Below are 17,123 nucleotides of genomic sequence, written 5' to 3'. Positions count from 1 at the left end.
GCTGCGTTCCTCTCCTCGTCGGTGACGGCCGCGCGGACCGCGTGGGGCCGCGTACGTCGTACGGGGCCACGTCGTACGGGCCACCTCGGCCGCGTACGTACGAGTCCTACTCGGCCGCGCGGGCCGGCACCCGGATGATCAGCGCGTCGCCCTGGCCGCCGCCCCCGCACAGCGCCGCCGCCCCGGTCCCGCCGCCGCGCCGGCCCAGCTCCAGCGCCAAATGCAGGACGACCCGGGCGCCGGACATGCCGATCGGGTGGCCCAGGGCGATGGCGCCGCCGTTCACGTTCACCCGTTCCGGGGACACCCCCAGGTCCTCCATCGACTGGAGGGCGACCGCCGCGAACGCCTCGTTGATCTCGATCAGATCGAGGTCCTCGACGCCCAGGCCCGCCTTGGCCAGCGCGTTGCGGATCGCGTTCGACGGCTGGGAGTGGAGCGAGTTGTCCGGGCCCGCCACATTGCCGTGCGCGCCGATCTCGGCGATCCAGTCGAGCCCCAGCTCCTCCGCCCTGGCCCGGCTCATCACCACGACCGCCGCCGCGCCGTCGGAGATCGGCGAGGACGTGCCGGCCGTGATCGTGCCGTCCTTGGCGAACGCGGGCCGCAGCCCCGCCAGCGACTCGGCGGTCGTCTCGGGGCGGATGCCCTCGTCCTGGGCGAAGACGACCGGGTCGCCCTTGCGCTGCGGGACCTCCACGGGGACGATCTCCGCGTCGAAGACGCCGTTCTTGCGGGCCGCCGCCGCCCGCTGGTGGGAGAGCGCGCCGAACTCGTCCTGCGGGCCGCGCGCGATGCCCAGGCGCGTGTTGTGCTTCTCCGTGGAGGCGCCCATCGCGATGCCCTCGAAGGAGTCGGTCAGCCCGTCGTGCGCCATCGAGTCGAGCATCTCGATCGCGCCGTACTTGTACCCCTCGCGGGACTTGGGCAGCAGATGCGGGGCGTTCGTCATCGACTCCTGGCCGCCCGCCACGATCACGTCGAACTCGCCCGCGCGGATCAGCTGGTCGGCCAGCGCGATCGCGTCGAGCCCGGAGAGACAGACCTTGTTGACCGTGAGCGCGGGCACGCTCATCGGGATGCCGGCCAGGACGGCGGCCTGGCGGGCCGGGATCTGGCCCGTACCGGCCTGGAGCACCTGGCCCATGATCACGTACTGCACCTGGTCGCCGCCGATCCCGGCCCGCTCCAGCGCGGCCTTGATGGCGAAGCCGCCCAGCTCGGCGCCGGAGAAGGACTTCAGCGAGCCGAGCAGCCGCCCCATCGGGGTACGGGCGCCCGCGACGATCACGGAGGTGGTGGTGTTCGAAGCTGTCATGAGACGCGACCCCTTACTACGGCGTGGGACAGGGTGTGAACGATGGTTCACTTCAAATGTACTGAGCGGTACGGTCCCGGGTCACCCGGCGGTGCGTGTGACGGCGCGCACGTTGCGTAATCAACCCCGTGCCGCTGCACTGTTCCCATGCTGACGCGAATCGACCACATCGGAATCGCCTGCTTCGACCTCGACGCGACCGTCGAGTTCTACCGGGCCACCTACGGCTTCGAGGTCTTCCACACCGAGGTCAACGAGGAACAGGGGGTGCGCGAGGCCATGCTGAAGATCAACGAGACGTCGGACGGCGGGGCTTCGTACCTCCAGCTCCTCGAATCCGTACGGGAGGATTCGGCCGTCGGGAAGTGGCTGGCGAAGAACGGCGAGGGAGTTCATCACATCGCGTTCGGGACGGCGGACGTGGACGGGGACGCCCAGGCGGTGCGCGAGAAGGGCGTGCGGGTACTGTACGACCAGCCGCGGACCGGGTCGATGGGCTCCCGCATCACCTTCCTGCACCCCAAGGACTGCCACGGCGTACTGACAGAACTCGTCACCTCCCGCCCAGAGCACTGAGCTTAAGGATTCCCGGCCCGGTAGAGTGGGCGGCTCCGGGCCGGGGCCGGGCCGGGGCCGCGCCCCTGTCATTGATCTGTCACCATTCCCCGGGGGGCCGTTCGCCGAGAGCGGTGCCCAATTGGGCAGTTGCGACCATGGGACGGATGGGACCGCGCAGTGCGGGGCTACGAACGCCAGGAGAGCCACCGAGCTGACGACGACCACCTTTCGCGGTTCGAAGCCGAGATGGACCGGCTGAAGACCGCGCGGGAGAAGGCCGTCCAGCACGCCGAGGACCTCGGTTACCAGGTCGAGGTATTGCGCGCCAAGCTCCACGAGGCGCGCCGCAGTCTGGCGACCCGCCCGTCCTACGACAGCGGCGACCTCGGCTATCAGGCCGAACAGCAGTTGCGCAACGCCCAGATGCAGGCCGAGCAGATGCGCGCCGACGCCGAGCGCGAGCTGCGGGAGGCGCGCGCGCAGACGCAGCGGATCCTCCAGGAGCACGCGGAGCATCAGGCGCGGCTCCAGGCCGAGCTGCACGGGGAGGCCGTCCAGCGGCGCCAGCGGCTCGACCAGGAGCTGGCGGAGCGTCGGCAGACCGTCGAGTCGCATGTCAACGAGAACGTGGCGTGGGCGGAGCAGCTCCGGGCCCGTACGGAGTCCCAGGCGCGGCGGCTGCTCGACGAGTCGCGCGCCGAGGCCGAGCAGGCGCTGTCGGCCGCCCGCGCGGAGGCCGCCCGGATCGCCGAGGAGGCGCGCAGGCGGCTCGGCTCGGAGGCCGAGGCTTCGCGCGGCGAAGCAGAAGCGATGCTGCTGCGGGCCCGCCGGGACGCTGAGCGGCTGCTGAACGCGGCGCAGGTGCAGGCGCAGGAGGCCGCCGGCCATGCCGAGCAGCTGCGTTCGTCGACGGCCGCGGAGTCCGACCAGGCGCGTCAGCAGGCCGCCGAGCTGAGCCGCGCCGCCGAGCAGCGGATGCAGCAGGCGTCGGAGCGGCTGCGCGAGGCGCGCGCCGAGGCCGAGAAGGTCGTCGGGGAGGCGAAGGAGACCGCGGCCAAGCGGCTCTCCGGCGTCGAGTCGCAGAACGACCAGCGCACCCGTACGGCCAAGTCCGAGATCGCCCGGATGGTCGGCGAGGCGACGAAGGAGGCCGAGGCCACCCGGTCCGAGGCCGAGCAGGTGCTCGCCGATGCCCGCGCCGAGGGCGAGAAGCTGGTCGCGGAGGCCGCGGAGAAGGCCCGTACGGTCGCGGCGGAGGACACCGCCGCCCAGCTGGCGAAGGCCGCCCGTACCGCCGAGGAGGTGCTGACCAAGGCGTCCGACGACGCCCAGGCCACCACCAGGTCCGCGAGCGAGGAGGCCGAGCGGATCCGCCGCGAGGCCGAGGCCGAGGCGGACCGGCTGCGCGGCGAGGCCGCCGAGCAGGCCGACCAGCTCAAGGGCGCGGCGAAGGACGACACGAAGGAGTACCGCGCCAAGACCGTCGAGCTTCAGGAGGAGGCCCGCAGGCTGCGGGGCGAGGCCGAGCAGCTGCGCTCCGAGGCGGTCGCCGAGGGCGAGCGGATCCGCGGCGAGGCCCGGCGCGAGGCCGTCCAGAAGATCGAGGAGTCGGCCAGCTCCGCCGAGGAGCTGCTCGGCAAGGCCCGGGCGGACGCCGACGAGCTGCGCTCGGGCGCGGCGGCCGAGAGCGAGCGGGTGCGCACGGAGGCCATCGAGCGCGCGACGACGCTGCGCCGGCAGGCCGAGGAGGCGCTGGAGCGTGCCCGCGGCGAGGCCGAGACGCTGCGGGTCGAGGGCGAGGATCTGGCCCAGACGATGCGGGAGGCGTCCGAGCAGGCCGCCGTCGAGATGCGCGAGGAGACCGAGCGCGGGATCGAGGCCCGCAAGGCCGAGGCGGCCGACGAGCTGACGCGGCTGCACACGGAGGCGGAGCAGCGGCTGACCGCCGCCGAGGAGGCGCTCGGCGAGGCCCGTACGGAGAGCGAGCGGCTGCGCCGGGAGGCCGCCGAGGAGGCCGAGCGGGTACGTACGGAAGCCACCGAGCGGGCCCGCGCGCTCCAGGCTGCGGCCGAGGAGGAGGCGCAGCGGCTGCGTGACGAGGCCGCGGCCGACGCGTCGCAGTCGCGCGCGGAGGCGGAGAACGCCGCGGTCCGGATGCGGTCGGAGGCCGCGGCCGAGGCGGAGCGGCTCAAGACGGAGGCGCAGGAGAGCGCCGACCGCACCCGGTCCGAGGCGGCGTCCGCCGCCGAGCGGGTCGGTACGGAGGCCGCGGAGGCGCTGGCCGCCGCGCAGGAGGAGGCCGTACGCCGCCGCCGCGAGGCGGAGGAGACGCTGACCGGCGCCCGTGCGGAGGCCGACCAGGAGCGCGAGCGCGCCCGCGAGCAGAGCGAGGAGCTGCTGGCGTCGGCCCGTAAACGGGTCGAGGACGCGGGGACCGAGGCGCAGCGTCTGGTCTCCGAGGCGGACTACCGGGCGACCGAGCTGGTGGCGGCGGCCGAGCAGACCGCCCTTCAGGTACGGGATTCGGTCGCCGGGCTGCACGACCAGGCCGAGCAGGAGATCAGCGCGCAGCGGGCCGCCGCCGAGATGTCGGCGGACCGGGTGCGGGGCGAGGCGCAGGAGGAGTCCGACCGGGTACGGGCGGACGCGTTCGCCGAGCGGGAGCGGGCCGCCGAGGACGCGAACCGGCTGCTGGTACGTGCCCAGGAGGAGTCGGACGCGGCGCAGGCGCTGGCCGAACGGACCGTCAACGACGCGATCCAGGAGGCGGAGCGGCTGCGCTCCGACACCGCGGAGTACGCGCAGCGGGTACGGACGGAGGCGTCGGACTCGCTGGCCTCGGCCGAGCAGGACGCGTCCCGGGCCCGTGCGGAGGCCCGTACGGACGCGAACCGGATCCGGGGCGAGGCGGCGGCGCAGGCCGACCGGCTCATCTCGGAGGCCGCGGGCGAGTCCGAGCGGATGCGGGCGGAGGCCGCCGAGACGGTGGGCGCCGCGCAGCAGGCCGCGGAGCGGCTGCGGACGGAGGCCGCGCGGTTCAAGGCGGAGACGGAGGCGGCGGCCGAGCGGCAGCGCAACGAGGCCCAGGAGGAGACGGACTGGCTGCTCGACGAGGCGCGCAAGGACGCGGCCAAGCGCCGTTCCGACGCGGCCGAGCAGGCCGACCAGCTCATCAACAAGGCCCAGGAGGAGGCGATCAACGTCGCCACCGAGGCCGAGACGCAGTCCGACCGGATGGTGGCGGCGGCCCGCAAGGAGGCCGGCCGGATCACCGGGGACGCGACGGTGGAGGGCAACTCCCTGGTGGAGAAGGCCCGTACGGACGCGGACGAGCTGCTGCTGGGGGCCCGCCGCGACGCGACGGCCATACGGGAGCGGACCGAGGAACTGCGGGTCCGCACCGAGAACGAGATCGAGCAGCTGCACGAGCGGGCCCGGCGCGAGACGGCCGAGCAGATCAGGACGACGGGCGACCGTGTCGACAATCTGCTCAAGGCGGCCATGGAGCAGCGGTCGGACGCCGAGACGAAGTCCAAGGAGCTGATCGCCGACGCCAATTCGGAGGCGAGCAAGGTCCGTATCGCCGCGGTGCGCAAGGCGGAGGGGCTGCTCAAGGAAGCCGAGCTGAAGAAGGCCGATCTCACGCGGCAGGGCGAGAAGTTGCGCGCCGATGCCGATCTTGAGGCGAAACGGATGGTCGAGGAGGGCAAGCGCGAACTCGACATCCTGGTGCGCAGACGGGAGGACATCCAGGCCGAGATTTCCCGTGTCCAGGACGTACTGGAGGCGTTGGAGTCGTTCGAATCGCCGTCAGCAGCGGGGAAGGACAACCCCGTCAAGGCGGGCGTCACGGCTGGAATCACCCGTTCGAGTGGCAAGTCTTCCGAGAGTTAGCCACTCAAAAGGCTGGACATTCTCCAGATCAAACCGACATCCGCTCGATGACACGCCGCTTAGGCCCCTAGGATTCCCCCTATCACCTCACCGGTCTCATTCGACAGGAACCCCATGAGCGACACTTCCTCCCCATTCGGCTTCGAGCTCGTGCGGCGTGGTTACGACCGCGGTCAGGTGGACGACCGCATTACCAAACTCGTCGCCGACCGTGACAGCGCACTGGCCCGCATCACCGCTCTCGAAAAGCGCATCGAGGAACTCCACCTCGAAACGCAGAACGCTCAGGCCCAGGTCAGCGACGCGGAGCCGTCGTACGCCGGGCTCGGCGCCCGCGTCGAGAAGATCCTCCGCCTCGCCGAGGAGGAGGCGAAGGACCTGCGCGAGGAGGCCCGTCGCGCCGCCGAACAGCACCGTGAGCTGGCCGAGTCGGCGGCTCAGCAGGTGCGCAACGACGCCGAGGCGTTCGCCACCGACCGCAAGGCGAAGGCCGAGGACGAGGGCGTCCGTATCGTCGACAAGGCGAAGGGCGACGCCGCTACGCTCCGCTCGGAGGCGCAGAAGGACGCGCAGTCGAAGCGCGAGGAGGCGGACGCGCTCTTCGAGGAGACCCGTGCCAAGGCCGCCCAGGCCGCCGCGGACTTCGAGACGAACCTCGCCAAGCGTCGCGAGCAGTCGGAGCGGGACCTGGCGTCGCGTCAGGCCAAGGCCGAGAAGCGTCTCGCCGAGATCGAGCACCGCGCCGAGCAGCTCCGCCTGGAGGCGGAGAAGCTGCGTACGGACGCGGAGCGCCGGGCCCGGCAGACCGTCGAGACGGCCCAGCGTCAGTCCGAGGACATCGTGGCCGACGCGAACGCCAAGGCCGACCGTATCCGCAGCGAATCGGAGCGCGAGCTGGCGGCGCTCACGAACCGCCGCGACTCGATCAACGCGCAGCTCACCAACGTCCGCGAGATGCTGGCGACGCTGACGGGGGCCGCCGTGGCCGCCGCCGGCAGCCCGGTCGACGACGAGCCGATCTCCCGCGGTGTCCCGGCTCAGCAGTCCCGCTGAAGCTGAACCGAAGGCTCCGCTCGTTACCGGCGCCCGCGGTCCGGACCACCCGGAACACTACGGTCCGGCATCGGATCGTACGATTGGGTAACGATCACAAAAGCCCCTCGCCACTCCAGTGGCGGGGGGCTTTGCGCGCCTTTAGGTTGGGCCGCATGATCGAGGTTGAGGGGCTCACCAAACGCTTCGGCCAGAAGATCGCCGTCGACCACCTCACCTTTCAGGTGAGACCGGGAGTGGTGACGGGCTTTCTGGGACCCAACGGCGCGGGCAAGTCGACCACGATGCGGATGATGCTCGATCTGGACAATCCGACCAGCGGTACGGTCAGGATCGACGGCAAGCACTACCGCGAGCTGCCGGAGCCGCTCACACACATGGGCGCGCTGCTGGAGGCCAAGGCCATGCACGGCGGACGCAGCGCCTACAACAATCTCCTCTGTCTGGCGCAGAGCAACCGCATTCCGGCGAGCCGGATCTCCGAGGTGCTCGATGTGGTCGGGCTCTCCTCGGTGGCGAAGCGGAAGCCGAAGGGCTTCTCGATGGGGATGGGACAGCGGCTCGGTATCGCGACGGCGCTGCTCGGTGATCCACCGATCCTGATGTTCGACGAGCCGGTGAACGGACTGGATCCCGAGGGAATCCACTGGATCCGCAATCTGATGAAATCGCTGGCCCGGGAAGGCCGGACGATCTTCGTCTCCTCTCATCTGATGAGTGAAATGGCCCTGACCGCCGATCACTTGATCGTGATCGGGCGCGGCCGGCTGCTGGCGAACACCTCGATGGCCGACTTCATCCACGAGAATTCCCGCAGTTTCACCCGGCTCCGCTCGCCGGATCGCGAGCGGCTCAAGGACGCGCTGTCCGAAGCGGGCCACACCTCGGTCGAGGGGACGGACGGCACGCTGGAGATCGACGGGGCGGAGACCGCCGAACTGGGCGAGCTGGCGGCCCGGCACGGCATCGTGCTGCACGAGCTGAGCGCCCAGCGCGCCTCGCTCGAAGAGGCGTTCATGCAGATGACGGCGGAGACGGTCGAGTACCACGCACAGGCGGCGCCCGGCTGGGAGTCGTCACCGGCCTGGGGCACGAACCGCCCGGGACCGCAGGGCGGCCAGGACACCCAGGGCAGCCGGGGCGACCAGGGCAAGGGAGCCTGACCATGGCAGCGTCACCGGTACCCGCGGTCCTCCGCTCCGAGTGGACCAAGATCCGTACGGTCTCCTCCACCACCTGGACACTGATCAGCGCCCTCGTGGTGACCGTGGCCCTCGGCGCGGCCCTCTCCGCCGTGGTGAACGCGCAGTTCGGCGATCTGGGCCCGGCGGAACGGGCGACCTTCGACCCCACGTACACCAGCTTCTCCGGGATGGTCCTCGGCCAGCTGGCGATGGTGGTCTTCGGGGTGCTGGTGGTCGGCTCCGAGTACAGCTCGGGCATGATCCGCACCTCGCTGGCCGCCGTACCGCGACGCGGCGTCTTCCTCTTCGGCAAGGTCCTGGTGGCCGGGGTGCTGGCGCTGGTGACCGGGCTGGTGACCGGCTTCCTGGCGTTCTTCCTCGGCCAGGCGCTGCTGGGGAGCCACCGTACGGGCATCGGTGAGCCCGATGTGCTGCGCGCGGTGATCGGCAGCGGTCTCTACATGGCGCTGATCGCGCTCTTCTCGATGGGGGTGGCGGCGATGCTGCGCAGCTCGATGCTGTCGCTGGGCATCCTGATGCCGTTCTTCTTCCTCGTCTCGCAGATCCTGGCGGCCGTCCCCGGCACCAGGACGGTGGCCCGCTACTTCCCCGACCAGGCCGGCCGGCAGATCATGCAGGTGGTCCCGGACGCCCTGAACTCCACCCCGGCCCCGTACGGGCCCTGGCAGGGCCTGGGCATCATGGTGCTCTGGGTCGCGGCGGCGCTGCTCGGCGGCTACGCGGTGCTGCGTCACCGGGACGCCTGAGGCCACCCCGCCGGGGCGTGCCCGGGGGCGCGTACCGGCGTACGCCCCGGGGCACGCCCGCCCGTAACCCTTCGCCGGAACCGTCAACGCCCGGATATCCTCCTTACTCTTACGGGGGCTTTCGGCCGCGGCGGCCACTGCCCCGACGACTGATCTGTCGATGGGGCTGGAGAATGATCGAGGCGATCGGCCTGACGAAGCGCTATGGCGCCAAGACGGCCGTGCACAACCTTTCCTTCCAGGTACGACCCGGACATGTCACCGGGTTCCTGGGCCCCAACGGCTCCGGCAAGTCGACCACGATGCGCATGATCGTCGGGCTGGACCGGCCCACCGAGGGGCATGTGCACGTCGGCGGGCACCCCTTCCGACAGCTGCCCAACGCGCCGCGCCAGGTCGGCGCGCTGCTCGACGCGAAGGCCGTGCACGGCGGTCGCAGCGCGCGCAACCACCTGCTGTCGCTGGCCCAGCTCTCCGGTATCCCGGCCACCCGGGTCGACGAGGTGCTCGGGGTCGTCGGCCTCCAGGACGTCGCCAAGAAGCGCTCCAGCGGCTTCTCGCTGGGCATGGGCCAGCGGCTGGGCATCGCGGCGGCGCTGCTCGGCGACCCGCAGGTGCTGCTCTTCGACGAGCCCGTCAACGGTCTCGACCCCGAGGGCATCCTCTGGGTGCGCAATCTGATGCGGCAGCTGGCGAGCGAGGGCCGGACGGTCTTCGTCTCCTCCCATCTGATGAGCGAGATGGCGCTGACCGCCGACCATCTGATCGTGATCGGCCGCGGCCAGCTGCTGGCCGACATGAGCGTCAAGGACTTCATCTCCGCGAACTCGGCGGACTTCGCCCGGGTCCGTACGCCGGGGACCGAGCCGGAGCAGCGCGAGAAGCTGACATCGGCGCTGGTCGAGGCCGGTGGCCAGGTGCTGCCGGAGACGGACGGCGCGCTGCGGGTCACGGGGCTGCCGCTGTCGCGGATCAGCGATCTGGCGCACGCCGCGGACGTACGGCTCTGGGAGCTGTCCCCGCACCAGGCGTCCCTGGAGGAGGCATACATGCGGATGACGCAGAGCGTTGTGGACTACCGTTCCACCGCCGATGAACTGTCCGGATTTCAGCCCCCGCAGCAGGGTTACGGGCCCGGACCGCAGGGGTACGTGACGCCTGTCGTCCCCGAGGTGCCGACGCAGGGCTGGTACGCCCCGCCGCCGCCCGGACAGAACCCGTACGCCACCGCGCCCGCGCCCGGCCCCGCGCCTGCCGCTGCCGCAGCACCCGTGCCCGCGCCCGCCGCCGCGCCGGCCCCCGCACCCGCCTCCGCCGTACCGACGAAGAGCGACACCGACGAGGACGCCCGATGACGACCCCGTACCAGCAGATCCCCGCGCAGCACCCCCAGCCCCCGCAGCCGCCGCAGGCCCCGGGGGGCGGCTACGGATACGTGTCGCCGATCCCGGCGCGGCGGGCGCATCTCGGCGACGCCCTGACCTCCGAGTGGACCAAGATCCGTTCCGTACGCTCCACGATGTGGACGCTCGGCGTCATGGTCGCGCTCATGGTCGGCATCGGGCTGCTGGCCGCCTGGCTGGTCGCCCTCGCGTCGTCGTACGACCCCGAGACCGACGCCAGCGGCGAGAACATGCTGATGCTCGGCTTCTACGGGATGCTGCTCGGCTCGATGTGTGTGATCACGCTCGGGGCCCTGACCATGACCTCCGAGTTCGGCACGGGCATGATCCGCTCGACCCTGACCGCGTGCCCGAGCCGGGGCCGAGTGCTCGCGGCGAAGTCGATGGTCTTCTTCGGGCTGGTCTTCTCCGTGTCGACGGTGACCACCCTGGTCGTGGGCGCGCTCCAGGTCGCCATCCTGGACGGCCGTACGCCCACCTACGGGGAGTGGTTCCGGGCGACCGCCGGCGCGAGCTTCTATCTGGCGACGCTGGGGCTGCTCTCGCTGGCCGTCGGCGCGATGGTGCGGCACTCGGCGGGCGCGGTCACCACGATGCTCGGGGTCGTGCTGCTGCCGCTGATCCTGGCGATCTTCATGTTCTCGGAGTCGCTGACGAGCATCCGCGAGTTCCTGCTCGAATACAACATCCCGATCCAGATGGCCGTGTTCTACGGCATGACCGACGCCGTGTCCGGCACCTCGTCACCGAGCGCCTGGCAGCCGCTGTGGATCCTGCTGGGCGTGACGGTGGTCGCGATGGCGGGCGCGTACGCCTCGCTCCACCGGCGCGACGTGTAGGACTGCCCGGGGCCGGGTCCGGCCTCAGTACTTCGGCGCGTTACGGGACCGCTGCACCCGCGAGGTGCGGCGGTCCTTCGCGTTCCAGCACGCCTGGTGCCAGTGGCGCCGGTCGTCCACGCCCCCGTACTCGGGCCACGCCACCACATGCGGCTGCGCCGAGGGGATCTCCTGATCGCACCCCGGGCAGCGGTACCGCTTGCCCGCGGCACTTGCCCCGGCCACGTGGCGGACTGACCAATTCTCGCCCTGCCATGTTTCGGACCGCTGGAACCCGCCGTACCGCTCCCCCGCCTCACCGGCACGCTCGGTCGGATTCTCGCCGCCTCGGGGGCGGTTACGACGCGGGGACACAGGACACCTCACGGGGCCGACGGCACGGAATCTCCCCCAGCCTACGGCCCGGGCCACGGGGTACACGTCCCGCGCGGCACCGGCCCACCCCTTCCGAGGACCGTACTTAGCGGACAATCGCAAGATTTTTCCGCCGGGCCGTGCCTTTGGCACGTGTCAGGCGTTGTTGCCGGTAGGGGGAGTCGCGTCGGCCGCGAGGAGGCAGAAGGCGATGCGTGTTGGAGCTTTTGTACTGGCCGCCCAGTTCCCGGGCCAGGGACCGGGGGAAGCGCTGCACCGGGCGGTGCGCACCACCGAACTGGCCGAGGAATCCGGGCTCGACGCCGTCTGGCTCGCCGAGCACCATTTCGTGCCGTACGGCGTCTGCCCGTCGGCCGTCACCCTGGCCGGCGTGCTGCTCGGCCGGACCCGCCACATCCGGGTGGGTACGGCGGTCAGCGTGTTGCCGAACGTACATCCGGTGGCGCTCGGCGAACAGGCGGCGCTGCTGCACCTCCTGTCCGGCGGCCGGTTCACGCTCGGCGTGGGCCGCGGCGGACCCTGGGTCGACCTGGAGGTGTTCGGGACGGGCCTGAGGGCCTACGAGCGGGACTTTCCGGAATCCCTCGGCCTGCTCCTGCGCTGGCTCCGCGAGCCGCGCGTCTCGGCCGACGGGGACCGTTTCGTCTTCCGCGAGGTCCCGGTCGTACCGAGCCCGGACGAACTGCTCGGCACGGGCGCCGGCGGCCCCGAGACGATCATGGCCTGTACGTCACCGCGCAGTGTGAAGCTCGCCGCGGAGAGCGGACTGCCGATGCTGCTGGGCATGCACTGCGGCGACGACGAGAAGGCGGAGATGGTCGCCCTGTGGCGCGCCCACGCACGCGAGGCGGGCCGCCCGGCCGCGGAGATCGCGCACGCCGCGCATGTCTCCGCCGGGGTGGCGCAGATCGCCGACCACCGGGCCGAGGCCGTCGAGACCCTGGTCAAGGCGATGCCGGGCTGGCTGCGGCAGGGCCTGGGCGCGCATGTGACGGTCGACGGCCGGCAGCGGCCCATGCGGGACCCCGTCGGCTACACCGAACTCCTCTGCGGCCTGCACCCGGTGGGCCCGGCCCGGCTCGCCGCGGACCGCCTCGCGGCCACCGCCGAACGTACGGGCATCACCCGGTTCGCCCTGCTCGTGGAGGGGTCGGGCGATCTCTCGTCGACCGAGGAGAACGTACGGCGCCTGGGCACCGACGTCCTGCCGCTCCTCGTCTGATCCGTTTCCGACGGCTGCCGCTCCGGCGCCATGACACCTCCACAGCGCGGAGCGGCAGCAAGAGGCGTCAGCAATCCCGGAGTTCGGGAGACTGATTGAGCAGCTGGGCCCTCACCGAGGTGAAGCGGGCCAGCCGCTCGTCCACCGCGGGGTCCAACGGAAACACCGCGACACGGTGGCAGTTCTGGAATGCGAGCCGCACTCCGAAATGTCGCTGAAGGGCGCCACGAATGGCATCACTGGCGAGCGCGCGCAGCAGCTGACCGCGAGCCTGCTCGTCCGGCGGGGGCGTCTGGTTGTCGGCGAACGGGGTGCCGTCCACCTTCTGCTGTGCCACCAGAGAACTGATCATCTCCCATGCGTAGGGCAGGGAGGTCCGGACGCAGTCGACGAATTCCGCTTCGTCGACCTCGCCTCGCTCGGCCTGTTCCAACAGCGCCGGTGAGACGTCGAGCGACATGGGTTCTCCTCTCGCGACCCCGGGATGCGGGGCCTTACGGGCAGGGAAGGAGGCGACGACGACGCAGCGTGCACGACCGGCGACCTCCTGCTTCCACGTTAGGCGCGCCGCCCGGCCCGCACCAGGAGAATGGGACCACAACCGGCCAATAACGAACGGGGCTTCCGGGGCGAATCGCGCGGGGCCCGGGCGGTCGGATAGCGTTGCCGACCATGCGTCTCGTCATCGCCCGCTGCTCCGTCGACTACGCGGGCCGGCTCACCGCCCACCTGCCCTCTTCGCCCCGTCTCATCCTGGTCAAAGCCGACGGCAGTGTGTCCATCCACGCCGACGACCGGGCATACAAACCGCTCAACTGGATGTCGCCACCCTGCACGCTCAAGGAAGGTGTGGACGACGACGCCGGTGTATGGACCGTCGTCAACAAAGCGGGCGAGAAATTGATCATCACCATGGAGGAAGTCCTCCACGACTCCTCCCATGAACTGGGCGTCGACCCCGGCCTCATCAAGGACGGCGTGGAAGCGCACCTCCAGGAGCTGCTCGCCGACCGCATCGAGACACTCGGCGAGGGCTACACCCTGATCCGCCGCGAGTACCCCACGGCGATCGGCCCCGTCGACATCCTCTGCCGCGACGCGGACGGGGCGACCGTGGCGGTCGAGATCAAGCGCCGCGGCGAGATCGACGGCGTCGAGCAGCTCACCCGCTACCTCGAACTCCTCAACCGCGACCCGCACTTGGCGCCGGTCCGGGGGGTCTTCGCGGCGCAGGAGATCAAGCCGCAGGCGCGGGTGCTGGCTACGGACCGGGGTATTGGGTGCGTGGTGCTGGACTACAACGGGCTGAGGGGCATCGAGGACGACAAGCTGCGCTTGTTTTAGGGCGGGTGCGCCTCCCGGCGAGGGGCCGTGGTCCGTCTTGGGCTGAGCCCGGTGCACACGTGCGGGTTGTCGCCGGGGCCCCCTCCGGTGGCACGCGCCCGGACTGCACGATTTACGCCGCGTGCGGGCCGGTAGAGACCCGCGGGTTTCGCTCAGCGGCACAAATCGCGCTTTACGTCCGGACACGCACCCCCTGCGGTGCCCCCTTCCCCGCCCGCACAGACCCACCGGGCCCGGGGCCCGGAGGGTTCGTGGCCCGGCCGTCCACCGACGGAGGGGGCCGGGGTCGCAGGAGGTGACGTCCCCGGATGTAGAGCGTGATTTGTGCCGCTGTACGGTCCGCAGTCGGCCGACGGAGCCGCACGCGGCGTAAATCATGCATCCGGGGATGCGCCTCCGGAGTGCCCCGGCCCCCGGCACCGAGGCAACCAGCCGCACCACGCCCCCCGGCCCCTACACCACGTCGTCCGGGGTCGGTTCTGAGGTCATGGGGGCGCTCAGGGTGTTCTCCGGGGTTGTCGGAGGGGGTTCCGTGTCCGTGTCGGTGGGGTTGGTGGTGGGTTCCTCCGAGGTCGGAGGGGACGCGGGGGGTTCCGACGTGGGGGTGGGCGGTGACGTGGACGAGTGTGTGGGGGTGGGCGTGGGGGTGGGCTCCGGGGGCTGGGACGGGTCCGTGCCGTCGTCCGACGGGTCCGTGCCGTCGTCGGACGGGCTGTCCGTGGGGGTCGCCGACTCGGACGGACCGTCGCTGGTCGTCCGTGTCGGGGCATCCGGGGTATTCGGCTCGATGAGCGGAGTGCCGGGGTCGTCGTTCGTGCTGCCGACGGGCTGGTCGTCGGTGCCGGGGTCGTCGCTGCTGTCCGGGTCGGCGGACTGTTCCGTACGGAGCTTGTCCACCGGGGCCTTCTCGTTGCCCGAGGTCGCGCCGATCGTGACGACCGTGCCGAGTACGGCCGCGAGCACCGCGCCCGCGCCCGCCGCGACCAGGTTGCGCCGGGCGCCGCCGAAGGCCGGGCGGCGGCCGGACGGCGCGGCGCCCTGCCGGGACACCAGCGTCGCGTTCTCGCCGGAGCCGGGACCGCCCGGACCGCCGGAACCACCCGGGCCGCCGCCGAGCGCGCCGGGCCCCGTGTAACCGCCGGGCCCCGCCGGCAGCGCCCGCATCGGCGCGTGTACCTCCGTGGGAGTGGCGTCCGCCGGGGACGGCGGCAGGGCCAGGGGTACGGGCGCCGCCGAGCGGGCCGGTGCCTCGTGCCGTACGAGCGACGACGAGAGCCCCCGGGGACCGCCCTCGCGGTCGGTGACCAGGGCGAGCGCCCGGCGGCCCGCGACCGTACCGACCTTGTCGGCGACGGCGCCGCGCAGGGCGATGGACGCCTCCAGCTCCGCGCGGGCGAGCGGCAGATTGCCCACGCAGAGCGCGAGGACGCCCAACTCGTGGTGGAAGTAGGCTTCTTCGGCGACCTCGCCGGCGAGCCGCGCGGCCTCGGAGCCGGTCCGCAGGACCCGTTCCAGCGCGCCCCAGTGCAGCCCGGCGAGGAACGCGGGCGCGGCGCTGCGGGCGAGCAGAACGGCGGCGCTCGGGTGGCCGGCCTCCCGGTCGGAGGTGCCCGGGGAGGCCATCGGCTCGCCCGCGACCAGCGGGCCCATCGCCGCGAGGATCGCGTCGGCCTCGGCGACGGCGCGCTCGGGGGTGACCGAGGGGTGCCCCGCCCACCAGGCGTAGTGCTGGGCGGCCGTGTGGGCGTGACCGGCGGCGTCGTCCGCGTACCCGCGGGCCGTGAGCTGCGCGGCGACGCCGGGGGCGAGCCGGTAGCGCGGGCCGACGGGGGTGAGCAGTCCGCAGCTCATCAGCTCGCCGAGGGCCGCGTCGGCGTGGGTGTCACCGACGAGGGCCGGCAGATGCGCCTGGTGCGGGACCTCGCCGCCGAGGGCGACGGCGAAGCGGAGGGTGGCGCGGGCGGCGTCGCTGAGCCGGGAGGCGAGGAGCGCGGCGGGCGCGGCGCCCTCGCCGAGGGTGGGCAGCGGGGTGTCGTACCCGTCGGCGGCGTCACCGGCGCCGGCCACGACCGGCAGCGCGTCGCCGGACACGCGTGCGAAGGGCTCGAACTCGTCGGAGAGATCGGCGCCGCCGCGCAGCAGATCGCGCTGGCGCAGCAGCGAGCCCGCCTGGACGAAGCGAAGCGGCAGGCCCTCGGACTCGAACCAGAGGTCGCCCGCCCAGTTCGCCTCCTCGTCGGTGAGGGCGCGGTCCACGATGCGTTCGAGGAGTTCGAGCGAGGAGCCGCGGCCGAGTCCGCCGAGCGGGACCTCGTCGAGGCGGGCGCCCGCGGAGGGCTGCTCGGTCTCCGGGGTGGCGGCGAGGAGGTAGGCGCATTCGGGGGTGGCCGCGAGGAGTTCGTCCAGCGCCTCGCCGCCGAGTTCGAGGTCGTCCAGGACGACGACGGCGCCGATGCCGCGGACGGCTTCGTGCAGTTCCGTACGGTCGGGCCGGTAGCGCGGTGCCTTGTGGACGGCGGCGTACAGCTCGTACAGCAGCTCGGTGGTGGTGCGGCGGTGGCCGGAGAGGCGTACGACTCCGTCGGGCGCGAGGTCCGCGCAGTCGGTGGCGACGGCTTCGAGCAGCGCGGTCCGGCCGGAGCCGGCCTGGCCGGTCAGCCGGACGGACCGGCCGCGGCCCAGCAGCTCCGCGAGCCGCTCGCGCTCCTCCCGCCGCTCCAGCAGCGGCAGCGGCTGCGCGGCGGGCCCCGGCGGTACGGGCGGGCGGCCCGCGCGCTGGAGGTCGGCGCGCTCCTCGGCGGTGCGGCGTTCGGGCGCGTCGGGCCGGCTGCCGGGCGGGCAGCGCTCGATCTCGCTGCCGTCAACGGGGTTGACGGTCAGCAGGAGGTCGCCGGAGATGAGCTGAACGGTGCGGACGGGCGGCGGGGTGACGCCGCCGCCCTTGATGTGCGCCACGGCCGAGCCGTGTTCACCGCCGGATACGGGGTGGTCGGCGCGGTCCGAGCTGTCGGAGGGACCGGGGCGGCCCGCGTCGTCGGCCGCCGTGCCCCGCACGTCGTCGCGCTCGTACTCGTCCGGTCCCCGGTGTATCGGGTCCATGGGAAAGCCCCCCAGATCGTGGCGTGCGGTGCCCCCGGCCTCACACGCCCATCTGTCGCTTCTGGTC

The 17,123-nt window shown here is 72.2% G+C and carries 13 protein-coding genes; 9 read left to right on the top strand and 4 right to left on the bottom strand.

The window, feature by feature from the left end; genetic code table 11:
- Positions 1-106: 106 nt before the first annotated feature.
- Positions 107-1,318, bottom strand: a complete 1,212-nt coding sequence (locus tag DVK44_RS24655; protein ID WP_114661897.1) for an acetyl-CoA C-acetyltransferase — start codon at positions 1,316-1,318, stop codon at positions 107-109.
- 147 nt (positions 1,319-1,465) lie between these two features.
- On the opposite strand from DVK44_RS24655, the gene mce reads away from it, so the two are divergent.
- The 7 genes from mce (at position 1,466) to DVK44_RS24620 (ending at position 11,016) form a co-directional block, all read left to right on the top strand.
- Positions 1,466-1,894: a methylmalonyl-CoA epimerase gene (gene mce / locus DVK44_RS24650; protein WP_114661895.1), complete on the top strand. Its 429-nt coding sequence runs from the start codon at positions 1,466-1,468 to the stop codon at positions 1,892-1,894.
- A 159-nt stretch (positions 1,895-2,053) separates the two neighbouring features.
- Positions 2,054-5,770, top strand: a complete 3,717-nt coding sequence (gene scy / locus DVK44_RS24645) for a polarized growth protein Scy (protein ID WP_114661893.1) — start codon at positions 2,054-2,056, stop codon at positions 5,768-5,770.
- A 114-nt stretch (positions 5,771-5,884) separates the two neighbouring features.
- Complete coding sequence (locus tag DVK44_RS24640) at positions 5,885-6,823, top strand: coiled-coil domain-containing protein (protein WP_114661891.1); 939 nt, start codon at positions 5,885-5,887, stop codon at positions 6,821-6,823.
- A gap of 155 nt (positions 6,824-6,978) precedes the next feature.
- Entirely contained in the window at positions 6,979-7,986 is a 1,008-nt protein-coding gene (locus tag DVK44_RS24635; RefSeq protein ID WP_114661889.1) for an ABC transporter ATP-binding protein, read from the top strand.
- A 2-nt stretch (positions 7,987-7,988) separates the two neighbouring features.
- Positions 7,989-8,774, top strand: coding sequence for an ABC transporter permease subunit (locus DVK44_RS24630; RefSeq protein WP_114661887.1), 786 nt, complete (start codon positions 7,989-7,991; stop codon positions 8,772-8,774).
- Positions 8,775-8,947: 173 nt separating this feature from the next.
- Entirely contained in the window at positions 8,948-10,129 is a 1,182-nt protein-coding gene (locus DVK44_RS24625) for an ABC transporter ATP-binding protein (RefSeq protein ID WP_114661885.1), read from the top strand.
- Positions 10,126-11,016, top strand: coding sequence for an ABC transporter permease (locus DVK44_RS24620; protein ID WP_114661883.1), 891 nt, complete (start codon positions 10,126-10,128; stop codon positions 11,014-11,016). The genes DVK44_RS24625 and DVK44_RS24620 overlap by 4 nt, the downstream gene beginning before the upstream one ends.
- A 24-nt stretch (positions 11,017-11,040) precedes the next feature.
- Here DVK44_RS24620 and DVK44_RS24615 read toward each other — a convergent pair whose 3' ends face one another.
- Positions 11,041-11,370: an ATP/GTP-binding protein gene (locus DVK44_RS24615; RefSeq protein WP_114661881.1), complete on the bottom strand. Its 330-nt coding sequence runs from the start codon at positions 11,368-11,370 to the stop codon at positions 11,041-11,043.
- A 211-nt stretch (positions 11,371-11,581) separates the two neighbouring features.
- Here DVK44_RS24615 and DVK44_RS24610 point away from each other — a divergent pair, with 211 nt between their 5' ends.
- Positions 11,582-12,613, top strand: coding sequence for an LLM class flavin-dependent oxidoreductase (locus DVK44_RS24610; protein ID WP_114661879.1), 1,032 nt, complete (start codon positions 11,582-11,584; stop codon positions 12,611-12,613).
- A 67-nt stretch (positions 12,614-12,680) separates the two neighbouring features.
- Here DVK44_RS24610 and DVK44_RS24605 read toward each other — a convergent pair whose 3' ends face one another.
- Positions 12,681-13,073: an SCO5389 family protein gene (locus tag DVK44_RS24605; RefSeq protein WP_114661877.1), complete on the bottom strand. Its 393-nt coding sequence runs from the start codon at positions 13,071-13,073 to the stop codon at positions 12,681-12,683.
- A 212-nt stretch (positions 13,074-13,285) separates the two neighbouring features.
- Here DVK44_RS24605 and nucS point away from each other — a divergent pair, with 212 nt between their 5' ends.
- Entirely contained in the window at positions 13,286-13,957 is a 672-nt protein-coding gene (nucS, locus tag DVK44_RS24600) for an endonuclease NucS (RefSeq protein WP_181957516.1), read from the top strand.
- Positions 13,958-14,410: 453 nt separating this feature from the next.
- Here nucS and DVK44_RS24595 read toward each other — a convergent pair whose 3' ends face one another.
- On the bottom strand, positions 14,411-17,056 hold the full coding sequence (locus DVK44_RS24595; RefSeq protein WP_114661873.1) for an ATP-binding protein: 2,646 nt from the start codon (positions 17,054-17,056) through the stop codon (positions 14,411-14,413).
- Positions 17,057-17,123 lie beyond the last annotated feature (67 nt).

The organism is Streptomyces paludis (assembly GCF_003344965.1).
In the GTDB taxonomy this organism is placed as follows: Bacteria; Actinomycetota; Actinomycetes; order Streptomycetales; family Streptomycetaceae; genus Streptomyces; species Streptomyces paludis.
The sequence above is the reverse complement of the archived record's forward strand: the minus strand, read 5'-3'. Positions and strand labels throughout refer to the sequence as shown.

What these genes read in the sequence shown, in the direction of transcription:
- DVK44_RS24655 (WP_114661897.1), bottom strand. Translation starts at nt 1,318, where the DNA reads ATGACAGCTTCGAACACCACCACCTCCGTGATCGTCGCGGGCGCCCGT.
- mce (WP_114661895.1), top strand. Translation starts at nt 1,466, where the DNA reads ATGCTGACGCGAATCGACCACATCGGAATCGCCTGCTTCGACCTCGAC.
- DVK44_RS24605 (WP_114661877.1), bottom strand. Translation starts at nt 13,073, where the DNA reads ATGTCGCTCGACGTCTCACCGGCGCTGTTGGAACAGGCCGAGCGAGGC.
- DVK44_RS24630 (WP_114661887.1), top strand. Translation starts at nt 7,989, where the DNA reads ATGGCAGCGTCACCGGTACCCGCGGTCCTCCGCTCCGAGTGGACCAAG.
- nucS (WP_181957516.1), top strand. Translation starts at nt 13,286, where the DNA reads ATGCGTCTCGTCATCGCCCGCTGCTCCGTCGACTACGCGGGCCGGCTC.
- DVK44_RS24620 (WP_114661883.1), top strand. Translation starts at nt 10,126, where the DNA reads ATGACGACCCCGTACCAGCAGATCCCCGCGCAGCACCCCCAGCCCCCG.
- DVK44_RS24610 (WP_114661879.1), top strand. Translation starts at nt 11,582, where the DNA reads ATGCGTGTTGGAGCTTTTGTACTGGCCGCCCAGTTCCCGGGCCAGGGA.
- DVK44_RS24640 (WP_114661891.1), top strand. Translation starts at nt 5,885, where the DNA reads ATGAGCGACACTTCCTCCCCATTCGGCTTCGAGCTCGTGCGGCGTGGT.
- DVK44_RS24625 (WP_114661885.1), top strand. Translation starts at nt 8,948, where the DNA reads ATGATCGAGGCGATCGGCCTGACGAAGCGCTATGGCGCCAAGACGGCC.
- DVK44_RS24595 (WP_114661873.1), bottom strand. Translation starts at nt 17,056, where the DNA reads ATGGACCCGATACACCGGGGACCGGACGAGTACGAGCGCGACGACGTG.
- DVK44_RS24635 (WP_114661889.1), top strand. Translation starts at nt 6,979, where the DNA reads ATGATCGAGGTTGAGGGGCTCACCAAACGCTTCGGCCAGAAGATCGCC.